12 protein-coding genes are annotated in these 14678 nt (G+C 52.0%); 7 read left to right on the top strand and 5 right to left on the bottom strand.

Annotated features, from left to right (window positions below):
* Window positions 1–157: 157 nt before the first annotated feature.
* Window positions 158–1090 carry a nucleoside recognition domain-containing protein gene (locus RTX30_RS15160; protein WP_312690987.1) on the top strand — a complete coding sequence of 311 codons (933 nt, stop codon included), beginning with the start codon at window positions 158–160 and terminating at the stop codon, window positions 1088–1090.
* A 75-nt stretch (window positions 1091–1165) separates the two neighbouring features.
* Here the strand turns inward: RTX30_RS15160 and RTX30_RS15155 are convergent, their stop codons facing one another.
* On the bottom strand, window positions 1166–1747 hold the full coding sequence (locus RTX30_RS15155; protein WP_312690986.1) for a LuxR C-terminal-related transcriptional regulator: 582 nt from the start codon (window positions 1745–1747) through the stop codon (window positions 1166–1168).
* An 841-nt stretch (window positions 1748–2588) separates the two neighbouring features.
* Here RTX30_RS15155 and RTX30_RS15150 point away from each other — a divergent pair.
* The 5 genes from RTX30_RS15150 (at window position 2589) to RTX30_RS15130 (ending at window position 9601) form a co-directional block, all read left to right on the top strand.
* Window positions 2589–3290, top strand: a complete 702-nt coding sequence (locus RTX30_RS15150; protein WP_312690985.1) for an oligogalacturonate-specific porin KdgM family protein — start codon at window positions 2589–2591, stop codon at window positions 3288–3290.
* Window positions 3291–3363: 73 nt separating this feature from the next.
* A complete protein-coding gene (locus tag RTX30_RS15145) occupies window positions 3364–5073 on the top strand; it encodes a pectate lyase (protein WP_312690984.1) in 1710 nt (569 codons plus the stop codon).
* 288 nt (window positions 5074–5361) lie between these two features.
* The gene (locus RTX30_RS15140) at window positions 5362–7314 is read left to right on the top strand and encodes an EAL domain-containing protein (protein WP_312690983.1); all 1953 of its coding nucleotides are present in this window, start codon (window positions 5362–5364) and stop codon (window positions 7312–7314) included.
* Window positions 7315–7587: 273 nt separating this feature from the next.
* Window positions 7588–9237, top strand: coding sequence for a methyl-accepting chemotaxis protein (locus RTX30_RS15135; protein ID WP_312690982.1), 1650 nt, complete (start codon window positions 7588–7590; stop codon window positions 9235–9237).
* A gap of 166 nt (window positions 9238–9403) precedes the next feature.
* On the top strand, window positions 9404–9601 hold the full coding sequence (locus RTX30_RS15130) for a hypothetical protein (RefSeq protein ID WP_312690981.1): 198 nt from the start codon (window positions 9404–9406) through the stop codon (window positions 9599–9601).
* A gap of 43 nt (window positions 9602–9644) precedes the next feature.
* Here the strand turns inward: RTX30_RS15130 and RTX30_RS15125 are convergent, their stop codons facing one another.
* The 4 genes from RTX30_RS15125 to RTX30_RS15110 all read right to left on the bottom strand — a co-directional run bounded on the left by RTX30_RS15125 (window position 9645) and on the right by RTX30_RS15110 (window position 13552).
* A complete protein-coding gene (locus RTX30_RS15125; protein WP_312690980.1) occupies window positions 9645–10736 on the bottom strand; it encodes an NADH:flavin oxidoreductase/NADH oxidase in 1092 nt (363 codons plus the stop codon).
* 146 nt (window positions 10737–10882) lie between these two features.
* On the bottom strand, window positions 10883–11671 hold the full coding sequence (locus RTX30_RS15120; RefSeq protein ID WP_312690979.1) for a PhnD/SsuA/transferrin family substrate-binding protein: 789 nt from the start codon (window positions 11669–11671) through the stop codon (window positions 10883–10885).
* Window positions 11664–12629, bottom strand: coding sequence for a fatty acid desaturase (locus RTX30_RS15115; protein WP_312690978.1), 966 nt, complete (start codon window positions 12627–12629; stop codon window positions 11664–11666). Before RTX30_RS15115 ends, RTX30_RS15120 begins: the two co-directional genes overlap by 8 nt.
* Before the next feature lie 173 nt (window positions 12630–12802).
* Window positions 12803–13552, bottom strand: coding sequence for an SDR family oxidoreductase (locus RTX30_RS15110; RefSeq protein WP_312690977.1), 750 nt, complete (start codon window positions 13550–13552; stop codon window positions 12803–12805).
* A 165-nt stretch (window positions 13553–13717) separates the two neighbouring features.
* Between RTX30_RS15110 and RTX30_RS15105 the strand changes: the two genes are divergently transcribed.
* A complete protein-coding gene (locus RTX30_RS15105; protein ID WP_312690976.1) occupies window positions 13718–14626 on the top strand; it encodes a LysR family transcriptional regulator in 909 nt (302 codons plus the stop codon).
* The last annotated feature ends 52 nt before the right edge of the window (window positions 14627–14678 follow it).

Raw genomic sequence — 14678 nt, 5'->3', positions numbered from 1 at the left:
TGCGCCAGAACGGTTTTCACGTTTTGGCGCAGCGTTCGCACGCTCCGCCTTCTGCCACGTCCGCTTACAGAAAATAAGAAAATACAATGGCCTGACCAGGCCTGTCACATTGTTGCCGGGTGTACTATATCGGTGAAAACATTCACCGGAGTCAGTAATGAATATCATTGAAGTCATCATGTCGGCGGGCAAGGTCTCGGTAGATGTTGCGTTGTACACCTTGTTGCCGATCATGGTTGTGATGCTCATCATTATGAAGTACCTGGAAGAGAAAGGCGTGCTGGAGGTGATTGTCCGAATCACTGCCCCGTTACTGAAACCGTTTGGCATAAACGGCATGGGCATATTCGCCCTCATCCAGTTGAATTTTGTCAGCTTCGCCGCCCCGCTTGCCTCGCTGGCGCTAATGGAAAAACGCGGTACTTCTGACCGCCACCTGGCGGCAACACTGGCAATGTTATTCGCCATGGGCCAGGCAAATGTCTTTTACCCGCTGACGCCGTTTGGCCTGCACTGGGGAGTGGCGATTATTATTTCGCTGATCGGCGGCCTGGCGGCATCGACACTGACCTGGTACGTGACAGGCCGAAAACTCTCCGGGGTGAGTCTGCGTAGCGAGGAGGCGGAACTTCACCGCGATAAACCCCGCGCCGGGTTAATTTCAGTGATCAATGGCGCAGGGGCAGATGCCATACGCTTGTCACTCGGGTCGCTGCCGATGCTACTGCTGTCGCTAACCGTGGTCGGGCTGTTAAAAGCAGCCGGCGCGGTGGAAGCCTTAACCGCACTGTTAACCCCCGTGCTCGCTTTCTTCAATATTTCAAGCGTGTATGTATTGCTGACATTAACCAAATGCATGGCGGGCGGCACCGCCTATTTTGGCGTGGCATCGGAAATGGTGCAGCACGGTCAACTCACCGCCGCGCAACTCAATGCCTCGGCGGGGCTGCTGGTGCAAACCCTCGATCTGCCCGGTATCGGCATCTTTTTAGGTATCGCCAGCCGTTTTGTCCGCTTGTTTCGCTTTGCCCTGCCTGGCGCCATTGTTGGCATTCTGATCCGCACCGTGTTACATGCCATGGTGTTTTAACCAGTCACGCATATGGGCATGATCAGTGCCCTTCGCCCACACTGTTTGAAGCGCCGTGGCTATGCCTGTTACCGTTCAGGAAAAACTCACCACGTGGCGCTTAGCGGGGGGGCACTCAGCCCGGGTACGCATCGCTGCATACAGCGAACAGAGTTCCTGCAGACTGCGGGTACCGGTCCGTTTCATCATGCCATTGCGCTGTACGCTGACGGTGGTTGGACTCACGCCACGTATACGGGCGATATCATCCACCGAATGCCCGCGCAGCAATAGCCGCAGAATTTGCTGCTCGGCACTGGTGAATTTCAGCATGCTGTGGCGATAACCCGGCTGCTGGTTCTGCTCCGACAGTAAACTCATTACCTCCAGCGCATGGCGTAATGCATCTGCACGGACAGTTTCCGCCAGGCACAATTTCACCATCCCAGGGAACAGCAGCCTGAGCGAGTCAAAATGGCGTTCCGATGAGATAAAAATAGAATAGTGCGCGGGTGGGCAGGAGAACAATAATGAATACATTTCCACAATATCCATTCCCGTAGCCACATATATTGACGGTTCACCGTGGCGAAACCATCGCCCCTTTTCCTGATTCAGCTCCTTGAGTATTTTCTCAATTCCATAGATGAAAAGGCGATCCTTTCCGTAGATTTTCATGTGGGTACTCCAGAGGTTATGTTTTTATTTTTGCTCTCCCATACGGAAGGCGTTTTCTGTTTTATCCTGAATGTAAGGTAGGTAATCAGGCAGATCAAAGCGCCCGATCTGTCTTGTTTATGTTTAGTTTAAGTTGCAAAGACGTAACGTCGTGCTCATTCCCGTTAGCCCGTTCGGGTGATAAGCCCAGTGTATTGCATTTTTGTCCCGACGTTCATTTTTTATTCCAGGAATAAGTTTATCAGGAAAATTATTTTGCCTGCGAAATAGCTTAATCCTGATCACATACACAGCTGCATGTAAACCATGTAACACATTGATATTAAAATAAAATTAAAGAGTAAGATTATCTTTATAAACGGTCTTTGAATAATTTTTACTCTCTCTTTAAAGTTCGATCTCAGTCTCAAAACATCATTTCAAATTGTGTAAAAGTGCGTTCCACTTAATGTCTGAACGAGAGATGAAAACAACCTATTTATCGCTTGTTAATCAGCAATGCATCATTAACAACATATTCTGTGTGGTGAATCCCCCTAAGCGGCGGGGTCAAGCTGATATGAAGAAACCTCAATGAGGTTCCATTTTTATGGACGAATTGTGGAGATCGGCCCGCAATTCACCGGGAGGCACCCGGCACCACACGCCACATTTAGGGGTTAATTAACTGCTGCTTTCGGTGTCAGCCACAGCAGCGTAACTATATTTGGCATAATAATTATGTCTGCTAATTATATCGTTTTGCAATGAGAGAGAATGTCCCATTCCTCTTTGAATAAAACTATCTGCAATTTTGCAGAGGACATCTTGTACCTACTGACTATAAATAATAGGGGATTTTATGTTACGCACGCTTTTATTAGTTACTGTACCTTTGGTGAGTATTGCTGCACAGGCTGTGACATTTGATTATCGCCATGAAATAACTGACAGCGGCGGAAATAATCACAAAGATCGTTTATTAATGTCGCACCGCTTTGCTAACGGCTTTGGTTTATCGCTGGAGGGCAAATGGAAAGGCTCGCAAAATAAAGATAAGGCCTACCATGAAACCGTTAGCAATGGCACAGAAGTGGTGGCCAGTTATGTCTATAAAATTAACCCGACTTTCCAGCTCGAACCGGGTTTTTCACTGGACTCCAGTTCCACCTCTAACAACTATCGTCCCTATCTGCGCGGTAAGGTGAATTTCAGCAGCGATGTGAGCGGTACACTGCGCTACCGCCCGTACTTCAAGCGTAACTCGAGTAATATCGGTACCACGAAAGACACCAGCGAAAACGGCTACAACCTGACCGCTGCGCTGTCGTGGAAACTGTTTGATAATTATCAGCTCGATTACGAACTGGATTACAAACATGCGACCTCTGCTGGCGTGCTGATCGCCGATAATGAAAACTATGACTGGTCACATGATTTTAAATTGACCTACAAATGGGACAAAAACTGGTCGCCGTACGCTGCAATTGGTAACGTATCGGGCAGCAAATATACCGATGAGCGCCAGACGCGTTATCGTGTGGGCATAAAATATAATTTCTAACGATCCGCTTGCGGTATTCCCTCTTCAATAAGGATTTCGCCAGAAATCCTTATTCTTAATGATGAGATGAAATATGACACTTTCCAAATTGGCGCTCGCGATAGGGTTAATAAGTCTGTTTTCTCACACCGCCACCGCGCAGGATAGCCAGCGACTTAGCAGCGTAAAGGCATTTGCTGATACGGTGATTGAAAAAGCCCGGAGCAAACAGCACAGCGACGTCCCGCTGCTGGCTGATGGCGTCGATCCGCGCACTGGCGCTCAGATGACGTGGATCTTTCCGGATGGCAAAACTGCCGTTCTGTCGAATTTCTCGGCTCAGCAAAACCTGATGCGGGTGCTGGTGGGGCTGAGCAATCTGAGCGGTGACACTAAATATAAGCAACTGGCGCAGGACAACGTCCGCTATTACTTCCAGCACTATCAGGACAAAAGTGGGCTGCTGCTGTGGGGGGGCCACCGTTTTATCGATCTCAACACATTGCAACCGGAAGGGCCGAGCGAGAAAGAACAGGTCCATGAACTGAAAAACGCTTATCCCTATTACGATCTGATGTTCGCTGTTGATAAACCGGCCACTGCGCGTTTTATACGTGCTTTCTGGAACGCACATGTTTACGACTGGAAGATCCTTGAAACCAGCCGTCACGGCGAATATGGCAAAGCCATGGGAAAACTGTGGGCCAGCGATTTTGAACAGCAACCGCCTTTCTTTGCCACCAAGGGGCTGAGTTTCCTCAATGCCGGCAACGATCTGATTTACTCCGCCTCCCTGCTGTGGCAATACGAGGGCGAAAAAGGCGCGCTGATCTGGGCCAGGCGACTGGCGGAGCAGTATGTGCTGCCACGCGATAAAAAAACCGGACTGGGGGTTTATCAGTTCACCCAGGCGCTGAAACGCGCCGAAACAACCGATGATTCCGACACCAACTCGAAATATGGCGATCGTGCACAGCGCCAGTTTGGCCCGGAATTCGGCCCGACAGCACTGGAAGGCAATATGATGCTGAAAGGCCGCACCAGTACGCTCTATTCGGAAAACGCATTAATGCAGCTGGCACTGGCGAAATCGCTGGGGCGCGACGGCGATGATCTCAAAAAATGGACGCTGGATGGTCTGAAAGCCTTCGCCAAATATGCCTATGACGAGAAGAGCAATACCTTCCGGCCGATGCTGGCCAACGGTACCGATCTCTCAGGCTATGTCTTACCGCGCGACGGCTATTACGGCAAAAAAGGTACGGAATTGAAGCCTTATCCGGCTGGCAATGAGTTCTTGTTGTCGTATGCTCGCGCCTGGACGCTGGAGCAGGATGCCGATATGTGGAAAGTGGCACGCGGTATTGCTCGCGGTCAGGGTCTGGGTGATATCGGCGAACCGGGAGGGAAAAACAGCCAGCTGAATATGGCGACCACCAATAGCGAACCTTATGCCATTTTTGCGTTGATTGATTTATCCCGTGCCACCGGCGATAAAAACTACCTCTCGCTGGCAGATAACGTGGCGAACAATATTATTGCGCATAAACGCCTGAACGGTTTCTTTGTCGATGATCCTCAGTATATTTACGCCAATGTCGACCATATAGCGCCGTATGCCTTGCTGGCGCTGGAAGCGGCTTATCAAGGGAAACCGGATGCTGTCGCCCCCTTCCTCAACGGTGCGGGTTTCACCGAAGGTGCATACCGGCTGGATGATGGCACCGTGCGCTACTCCACCCGCGATGACGAGCTGTTCCGCTTAAAACCAGGCGAGCAGTTAAAACCTAACGGTAAGAAGTGATCATGTCTGCGCCTCTCGCGGTTCGCCGCGAGAGGTTCTGCGGGAAATCGCTACGCGCCCATGTTTATAATTAAATCCCTGCCGTTAGCAGGCTTATTTATTCCTGCCTTACGACCTTAAGGTTACATTAATCTTTATTTTATGCGATTTTAGCGCCAGAAAAAATATTCAGCGGAATCACATAACTACGCGAATTATCAATAAATTGTCACATTGACAGTAAATAAACTGCGCGCCCTGCCGTTAATAACATTAAGAATCTGCTTAGTTAATATACCAGGGGCACGAATGAGTCTACCTGACGACAGAACGCCCTCTCTGCGGACAGGCGATACACATAGCATCATGAAACAGACCATCCTGATGATGGCGTTACTGATGGGCTTTATTTTTTTCAGTACCCTGTTCGCGCTGACGCTGTTCACCTGGGTCCTGCCCTTGCTGGCAGCGCTGATGATCGGCTCCGTTTTGCTGGCATGGCAGTTGGCACGTAAAGCGCTGTTCCGCGCACGGGTTAACGATGAAAAGATCTTTCTGTTGGAGCAGAGCCGCCAGGCATTGCTGACCAGCGAACGTCGCTTTCGCGATATTGTGGAAACCACCACCGACTGGGTCTGGGAAGCCGATGCGCAACTGCGGTTAACCTGGATTTCAAATCGCTTTCCGGTCGTGACCGGGCATCATATCGGGGAGTGGATCGGACGGCGCTTTACCGACTTTTTCGTCAATAAAGACAACGCATTGATCGCCTGGCTGGCACAACCGTCAGCTGATCACAGCCTGACGCTTTCGCAATGTGGCTACGTCTCGGCACTGGGCAGCCAGCGGTATTGTAATTTAACGCTCAAACGCGTCATGCTGGCGAACGGTCATTTAGGCTTTCGCGCAACCGCATCGGATGTAACGCTTGAAGTACAAGCCAGTGAACGCATCCAATATTTATCCCACCATGATGAGTTAACCGGCTTACCCAATCGCTTAACCATGAAAGAATTCCTTGATGGGAAACTCCTCACTCATGAATCGCAGGCGGGATCGCTGGTGATGATGAGCATTGATATTAATGACTTCAAAGCCATTAACGATATTTACGGACACCTGGCAGGCGATAAAGTCCTGAGCGATGTCTCCGAAAGATTGCGTAAATGCGTACGTAATACCGATCTGGTTGCCCGTCATGGCGGCGATGAGTTTGTTATTATTTCCCCGGATGTAAACAGTGAAGAAGATATCAGGATATTTTGCCAGCGAATTATTAGCGAGATTAATAAACCGTTTTATATTTCTGCTGCTGAGGTGTATATCAGCGTCAGTATTGGCATTGCGCAATTACCTAAAGATGCCCTAACCGCTAAGGATTTACTGCGCTACTCTGATATTGCCCTGTATAAAGCTAAAAATGCCGGGAAAAATAACTACCTGTTTTATCAGCCGGATATGGAAAAACAGATCGTGCAACGCCGGGAACTGGAACGAGAATTACGTTCGGCCATCAATGAAGGACAACTGTTTTTGTTATACCAGCCCAGGTACGATCTGCGCACTTCACGCATTACATCCGTTGAGGCATTAGTTCGCTGGCAGCATCCCGGCTACGGTTTACTGATGCCAGATCAGTTCATTCCGCTGGCAGAAGAGACAGGCATTATCGTTGCGCTTACCGACTGGGTGTTGTTCACTGCGTGTCATGAAATTGGTCAACAGTTTGAAAATATGTCGGTTTCCGTCAACATCTCCCCGATGGAGTGTAAAGACATCGCCATGATCGCACGGGTTAAAACGGCACTAACCAATGCGCACTTCCCGGCATCCAGGCTGGAACTGGAGTTCACTGAAAACATCACCCTTAATGGTCCGGACACCACGAAAAAAGTGATGCAAGAATTAAAATCGTTAGGCGTCAAACTATTAATCGATGATTTTGGTACCGGTTACGCATCGCTCTATTATCTGAATAACTTCCCCTTCGATGGCATTAAAATCGACAAGTCTTTTATTTTTGGGATGAACGACTCTGTCACTGCACATAAAATCGTCGAAAAGATCATTGGTCTGGGTAAAGATTACGATTTGGAGGTCACCGCAGAAGGCGTTGAAACGCAAGAGCAGCTGGATCAGCTTAAAACCTGGCAGTGCGATATTATCCAGGGCTATTTTATTAGCCGACCGACAACGCTCGATAAAATTAAACTTAATGCAAATTTCAATGCTTCCACAGAAATCGAAGCAGCGGAAAAGTAGCCGATTAGTTTATTTGCGTTAAAATCTCTTTTTTATTTTTTACAAAGTGATTTCTGTGATCAAATCGTGGGAATTATTTGATTTTGTCTGTTTAAGTATCTTTAAATTGATATAAATCAATTTTCATATAATAAAACGTTTTTTTCAAAAATATAAAAGACCGTTTTATCAACGCCTGAGGCGTTCTGGTCAAAATAACCAGGAGGGTAAGATAGCCGGACAGCTGGGCCAACACCAACCTGAAGGGTAATTTCTATTACCGGGGTAAGCATAATGAAAATACTTCGCGACATCACTATCCGAAAAATGCTGCTGATTATTTTAGCCTTGTTCAGCATTATTTGGGGAATGGCGACCCTCCTGACTTTCCATAACTTTTCCACTATCGAACAACTTCTGGAACAAAACGCCGGGCAAAAAAATGCGTATGCCCTGCTGGTAAAAGGCAACGATCAATATTTTCGCACAGTGACGCGCATGCTGCGGGCAATGGATTTTCAGCAGTCGGGTGATGAGGCAAATGCGGCAAAAACGTTCGAGTCTGCCGGAAAAGCACTGGCCATCACTCAAGATATGCTGGCGAAATTCCGCCAGGCCCCACATCCCGGTGTGGATAAAGCGCTGGTCGACGCGATGGTAAATGACTGGGAAACCCTGCTGAATAACGGCATCGTCCCGATGCTGAGCGCGGCGAAGAGTCAACAAACCGATCAATTCCGCGCGTTGTTTCGTAAAAGCTATCCTCCGCTGAGCGTACAATTTGGCGCCACGGCCGAGAAATATACCCAGGCGATCCAGTCGAATGACCTGCTCGATCAGACACGCGCTGAAGTCAGCTTTAATAAATATGTGCTGATCGGTGCCCTGATCGCAGGTGTCTTCACGCTGTTCCTTACCGACCGTTATCTGGTGAACTTTCTGGTCAAACCGCTGGGCATGATCCAAAAACATCTGGAAACCATGACCGCAGGCAGACTGAACAATGAACTGCATGAATTTGGCCGCAACTGTGCCGGTCAGATGATCCCCTATATCCGCAGCCTGCAAGCGAGCCTACGCACCACTGTTGAAACTATTCAGGACAGCTCCGGCAGTATCTTCCGCAGCACCAGTCAGATCCGCGAAGGAAATGATGAACTCTCCGGGCGTACGGATCAGCAGGCAGCAGCGCTGCAGCAGACCGCCGCCAGTATGGAGCAGTTGACCTCCACGGTGAAAAATAATGCCGACAACGTGCGCGACGCGCGCAAACTGACTGAAGAGGCACAGCGTACGGCCCAAAAAGGTGGCGAGATCACCGCCACAGTGGTGACCACCATGCACGGTATTTCTGAAAGCTCGCAAAAAATTGCCGACATCACCAGCGTGATTAATGGCATCTCGTTCCAGACCAACCTGCTGGCACTTAACGCGGCGGTTGAAGCGGCGCGCGCCGGGGAACAGGGGCGCGGGTTTGCCGTCGTCGCCAGTGAAGTTCGCGCGCTTGCGCAGCGTAGTGCACAAGCGGCAAAAGAGATCGAAACCTTAATTCAGGAATCTGTTTTGCGGGTCAAAACCGGGGCGGAACAGGTACAGGAAGCGGGTGGTGCCATGTCGGTTATCATCTCTTCTGTGGAACAAGTGAATAAATTAATGACCGAAATTTCCGTAGCCTCCGACGAACAAAGCCGTGGCATCGAGCAAATCGGCCAGGCAATGACGGAAATGGACGGGGCGACACAGCAAAACGCCGTGCTGGTACAGGAAGCGAAGACCAATGCGGTTTCACTGGAGAAAGAGGCTGAGCGGCTGAGCAAAGCGATCGCGCTGTTCGAATCCGGCGTGAAATCTCGCCATCCGGCCAGCGAGTCGCGCAGCAGAAGCGCCGCCCAACCGGCAAAACTGGCGCTGGTTTCCTCACAGGATAACTGGCAATCCTTCTGATTTAACATCCTTACGCCTGAAGCCACTGCTTCAGGCGTTTTTACATGTATCAACAAGCCAAAAAAAAACAACAACACTCTGATATAAAAGAAATTTCTTGTAAATGGCGAAAACCAACCACTGTGCTAAATTTTCTGGGTGAAGAGAAGAAAACGAGGATGTCAGCATGAAGTTCAATGATGAGCACACGGGACTCATTGGATTAGCCATTGGTGCAGCGGTCATTGGCCTGATTGCAGAGCGAACGCCAATAAACCGGGACAGCATAATCGACGAAATCGAGCGACAGGGCAAGAACCGGGGCGACGGCGTCGAAGAAGATGTTTTCCTGAAAGCGGCAGAGCTGGTACGTAAGGGGCTTTAAACTGCCCACCCGCAGTGGGCAGTGTCTGGCGAACCCAATAACGTTATTTAACCGTACCTTTCACACCGTGAGGTTCTGCGCGGCGGTATTGCGGTGCTATCTTCACTGCGCCATGCAGCGCGGCTGCAGCGTGCCATGGCCAGCGGGGATCATAAAGCGCACCGCGCGCGATAGCGATCAGATCGGCATCGCCCTGTTGCAAAATCTCTTCTGCATGCTGAGGTTCTGTGATCAACCCGACGGCAATCACCGGCATACGGGTCTTCTGGCGCAATGCTTTGGCAAACGGCACCTGGTACCCGGCCGTGACCTTGATGCTCTGCAACGGCGACAACCCACCGCTGGAAACGTGAACATAATCGCCGCCCAGCGCGTCGATTTTTTCTGTTAATACGGCGGACTGCGCCACATCCCATCCCCCTTCGACCCAGTCCGTGGCCGAAATGCGAATGCCGACAGCCACCTGCGATGGCACGGCATCGCGCACGGCTTTAAAGACCTCCAGCGTGAAACGCAGGCGATTGTCGAGGCTGCCGCCGTACTCATCGCTGCGCTGGTTGGAAAGCGGGGAAAGGAACTGGTGCAATAAATAGCCATGCGCGGCATGGATCTCGATCACCTCAATACCGAGCGCCACCGCGCGCAGGGCGCTATCAACAAACGCGTGCTTCACTCGCGCCAGATCCTGTTTGCTCATTTCTCGCGGCGCGCGTTCTGCGGGATCGTGCGGCAGGGCCGAAGCCGACAACGTTTCCCAGCCGCCCTCTTCCAGTGCGAGCTGCTTCCCGCCCAGCCAGGGCGCGCTTACCGAGGCTTTACGCCCGGCATGACCTAACTGAATGCCCAGTTTGACCGGCGAATAATGGCGAATATCGTCGATCACTGTTCGTAATGCCTGTTCTGTGCCGTCATCCCATAATCCGAGGTCTGACGGTGAAATCCTGCCCGCAGGCTCGACTGCCGTGGCTTCAATAATTAATAATCCCGCCCCCGATAACGCCAGGTTACCTAAATGGATGCGGTGCCAGGCGGTCGCTTTCCCCTCAACGGCCGAGTACTGACACATGGGAGCAATCACGATACGGTTATCCAGCTCAACCTGACCAATCTTCACTTCCGAAAATAATTTGCTCATGAGTTTTCCTTCTTCCGGCTTCAAATTGCTGCCCGGACGGCAACTGACAAAACCCTCACTTTCTGCCTTCCCCCCGGCTTTGTCTTTGGCGGTATGTGCCCTTTGCAGGTAACAAATTATGGCAACATGTTGAAAGTATTCACGAATTATAGCCGCGTTACACCACGCGCTGTTGCCGCGTCCCGCCAGTGCAAAAGCCAATCATAATCACGCCGTGTGACAGGACAAAAATCGCCCACTAATGCGGCATCGCATACTTCACGATAACGTCTGTCGCTCACCAGTTGCTGCAGCGCAGCCTGCACCAGGGCGCGGGTTTCCGCATTCGTGCCCTGGGCGGTGATCAGCGGCAATCCTGGTGCCAGCGGGCTTTGCGCAATCACGGTCAGCCCGGCCAACAAAGCGGGCTGATGGCGCTGTAGCAACGCATAAGTGACACAATCAATAGCGGCGATATCGGCCTGCTGTTGGCCCAGCGCCACCAGCGACTGCCGGTGGCTGCCACTGAACAGCAGATGCGAGAAAAAGCGCCCTTCCCCCGGCAACATGGCCGTCATATAGCGCAGGACGTTGTAGCCAGACTGTGAATCGGGGGAATTGCATACCGCGCGGCGATGGCGAAAATCAGCCAGTGCCTTTCCGCTATCGGCCTGGCGCGCCACCAGCAGGCTGCGGTAAAGGTGACCTTCGCACCCTGTCGCCAGATAATGAAAACAGCCCAGCGGCTGAACCGCCATTAAGCGAGTCGCCAGCGGGTAGCCGCAGGTCTGGCTCAGCAACACATCCGGCTGCTGCCAGTGCGTGTCCAGGTCGTCCACCGGAAAGATGGCTTCAGCGGCAAGCCCTCTGGCTGCCAGCAATTCCTGTAACGCGCCCAGTAACGCAACGGTATCCGGACGGTGAAGGTCATACATCGGGTACGCAAGCTTAGTCATGTCGTATGTTATCGCCGGGGTGGGCAGTGACCTCAACGGCTTTCAACAAGAACCGTCGTAACCATTCACTATAGCCGCGAACCAGAAACCCGCTATTGCGCTGCTGCCAGGCGGCTTTGTCACGCAGATACAGCGTGCGCAAACCATACCAGGGGACACCGGGTAAATCATGATGGATTGCGTGGTAGTTGAGATTCAGGAACAACAGCCGCCACGGCAGCGCGGCTTCGTTGATCACCGAACGCGCCAGCGGATCGTCCGCCGCCCGATGTTCCAGAAACGAACGCACTTTGGTTATTGCCAGCGCCGGATAGCTCACGGCCAGGACAAACCACAGCGGCGAAAAATCGCAGTATCTGAACCACAGCAGCAACAGCGCCAGCAGGGCTATATGCACCAACCACATGGCTATCGCTGAACGTTGCCGAAAACGAAACGCCTTAACCATTCCCGCCAGTAGCTGCGCTATATCCAGCAGCGGCGCAATCAGTAAACGCCCCACAAACGTATTGCGCAGATGAATAATGTATTGCTGCCAGCGTGGCAGGCGGTGCCAGTCTGCAGGGGTAAAATAATACGATTCCGGATCCTCGTCCGGCAGCGTCAGCAAATGTGTGCGATGGTGCGCGAGGTGCGCATCACGGTAGAGGCCAAACGGGTACCAGATCGCCAGTGGCATCAGCCCCAGCAACTGATTAAACCGTGGCCAGCGCGTGGGATGCCCGTGGATCAGCTCATGCTGCACCGACAGGTACCAGCAGGTAAACCCGATCAATACCAGGGTTGCGGGCAGTAACCCCAGCGTTTTCCAATACGCCAGGGTGGTAAACCAGCCACCATACACCGTAATAATAACCAGCCAGGTCGGCAGCTCGCTGCGCCATAACCAGGATCGGGAAAGCTGACGAATAACGACACGCTGTTCTTCATGTAAATAGACTGGACCTTGCTTTACCATTCACGCCCACACTCACTGCTTACTGTGCGGCCACGATGTGAGAGAACGGCGGAAATAACAAAGTATTTAAATCGCTTAGCTATTGCCGAAAATGGCAAATCCGGCGCGGCAGCCGGGCTCTACGCCGGGGAAGCGCGCATCCTCTGGTACGGAGAATGCGCCTTCTCTGAGGGTTAGATTTGCGCCATACCGCCATCAACAAACAGTTCGCTACCGTTGATAAAGCTGGCGGCATCAGAGGCGAGGAAGGCCACCGCTTTGCCAATTTCTTCCGGCTCACCAAGGCGACCAAGCGGTACCTGCGCCGCCAGCGCGTCAAACAACCCCTGCCGATGCTCGTCCGGTACCAGTTCGCCTAAACCCGGCGTGCGTACCGGCCCTGGGCTGACCACGTTAACACGGATGCCGCGTTCTTTAAGATCCAGCGCCCATGAGCGGGCAAAATTGCGTACCGCCGCTTTACTGGCGCTATAAACACTGAAGCTGGCGGTGCCTTTAATGGTCACTGTTGAGCCGGTCAGCACAATCGCCGCACCGTCAACCAGCAGCGGCAACGCTTTTTGCACCGTGAACAGAACGCCACGCACGTTGGTGCCAAAAATCCGGTCAAACTGCTCTTCGGTAATCGCCCCCAGTGGCAACATATCTCCGCCGCCCGCATTAGCGAACAGAATATCCAGTCGCCCGGCGCTTTTGGCGATATGGGCATAAACCGCATCGAGATCCGCCAGAACGGAGGCATCTGCGCGAATGCCGGTAATGCCCTGGCCGATTTCTGCTACCGCCGCATCCAGCTCTTTTTGCCGACGGCCAGTGATAAAGACCTGCGCACCTTGTGCGACCAGTTCTTTCGCCGTAGCCAGGCCAATGCCGCTGGTGCCGCCCGTAACCAGGGCAATTTTTCCGCTCAGTGTTGTACTCATTTTTTGCGCCTCAATTTTCGTTGCAGTGAATAAGATGCACCTGTGCGTATTGCTTCTCGCCTCAGGTATGGCTGCACTGTACCGTCGGTGTTTTTATTGAAAAATAGCGAAAAATAAAAAGGACTATTTCTGTGTGTGTATAATCAACCCAACAAAGGAGGCGCTATGGACCAATTAATGGCAATCCGGGCTTTTGCCCGCGTGGTGGAAGCAGGCAACTTTACCCGGGCGGCAGACTCGTTAGAGATGCCCAACGCTACGCTCAGTAAGCTGGTGCAGGAGCTGGAAGCCCATCTCGGCGTGCGCCTGCTGCAACGCACTACCCGCCGGGTCACGGTAACGCCGGAAGGACGCGACTATTACGAGAGGACCGCGCGTCTGCTGCGCGATCTGGAAGATATCGATACCTCATTTAACGCTGTGCGCAGTACGCCGCGCGGGCTGTTGCGTGTTGATGTGGGCGGCTCTACCGCACGGGATGTGTTGATCCCTGCTTTGCCTGATTTTCTGGCACGCTACCCGGACATTCGTCTTGATTTGGGCGTTTCGGATCGCGCAGTGGATCTGATTAGCGATAACGTCGATTGCGTGATCCGTGGTGGGCCGCTGGACAACTCGTCGCTGATTGCCCGTCGTATTGGCAGCGCCACGCTGGTGACGTGTGCCACACCGGATTATCTGAAAGCTTTCGGTACACCAGCTTATCCGCAAGAGTTAAAAAACGGCCACCGGCTGGTGAGTTACCTTTCGCCGCAAACCGGGCGGGCTTTCCCGTTTCGTTTTGAACGCAATGGCGAAACCACCGACATCAAAGTTGAACACCGCATTGGCGTTAATGAAAGTAATGCGCATCTTGCTGCCGGGCTGGCAGGATTAGGGATTATTCAGACCTTCAGCTATGCCCTTGGCCCGTCGCTAAAAAGCGGCGCACTGGTGGAGATCCTCAGCGCATGGCGTCCGGCACCCTATCCTTTCCACGTGGTCTATCCACAAAACCGGCATGTCACGCACCGCTTGCGAGTATTTATTGACTGGCTGCTGGCATCTTTTCCGCAACGGGTCAGTGGCGAGTGAAGAAAATAAGATTCACCGGATGGTTAATGTAAATAGTGAGTCACGACCAGAT

The organism is Kosakonia sp. (genome assembly GCF_032052965.1).
GTDB lineage: Bacteria > Pseudomonadota > Gammaproteobacteria > Enterobacterales > Enterobacteriaceae > Kosakonia.
The sequence above is the reverse complement of the archived record's forward strand: the minus strand, read 5'-3'. Positions and strand labels throughout refer to the sequence as shown.

Excerpts from the sequence above, each read along its gene's own strand:
- RTX30_RS15125 (WP_312690980.1), bottom strand. The coding sequence starts at position 10,736 with ATGAGCAAATTATTTTCGGAAGTGAAGATTGGTCAGGTTGAGCTGGAT.
- RTX30_RS15155 (WP_312690986.1), bottom strand. The coding sequence starts at position 1,747 with ATGAAAATCTACGGAAAGGATCGCCTTTTCATCTATGGAATTGAGAAA.
- RTX30_RS15150 (WP_312690985.1), top strand. The coding sequence starts at position 2,589 with ATGTTACGCACGCTTTTATTAGTTACTGTACCTTTGGTGAGTATTGCT.
- RTX30_RS15130 (WP_312690981.1), top strand. The coding sequence starts at position 9,404 with ATGAAGTTCAATGATGAGCACACGGGACTCATTGGATTAGCCATTGGT.
- RTX30_RS15110 (WP_312690977.1), bottom strand. The coding sequence starts at position 13,552 with ATGAGTACAACACTGAGCGGAAAAATTGCCCTGGTTACGGGCGGCACC.
- RTX30_RS15115 (WP_312690978.1), bottom strand. The coding sequence starts at position 12,629 with ATGGTAAAGCAAGGTCCAGTCTATTTACATGAAGAACAGCGTGTCGTT.
- RTX30_RS15120 (WP_312690979.1), bottom strand. The coding sequence starts at position 11,671 with ATGACTAAGCTTGCGTACCCGATGTATGACCTTCACCGTCCGGATACC.
- RTX30_RS15105 (WP_312690976.1), top strand. The coding sequence starts at position 13,718 with ATGGACCAATTAATGGCAATCCGGGCTTTTGCCCGCGTGGTGGAAGCA.
- RTX30_RS15160 (WP_312690987.1), top strand. The coding sequence starts at position 158 with ATGAATATCATTGAAGTCATCATGTCGGCGGGCAAGGTCTCGGTAGAT.
- RTX30_RS15135 (WP_312690982.1), top strand. The coding sequence starts at position 7,588 with ATGAAAATACTTCGCGACATCACTATCCGAAAAATGCTGCTGATTATT.
- RTX30_RS15140 (WP_312690983.1), top strand. The coding sequence starts at position 5,362 with ATGAGTCTACCTGACGACAGAACGCCCTCTCTGCGGACAGGCGATACA.
- RTX30_RS15145 (WP_312690984.1), top strand. The coding sequence starts at position 3,364 with ATGACACTTTCCAAATTGGCGCTCGCGATAGGGTTAATAAGTCTGTTT.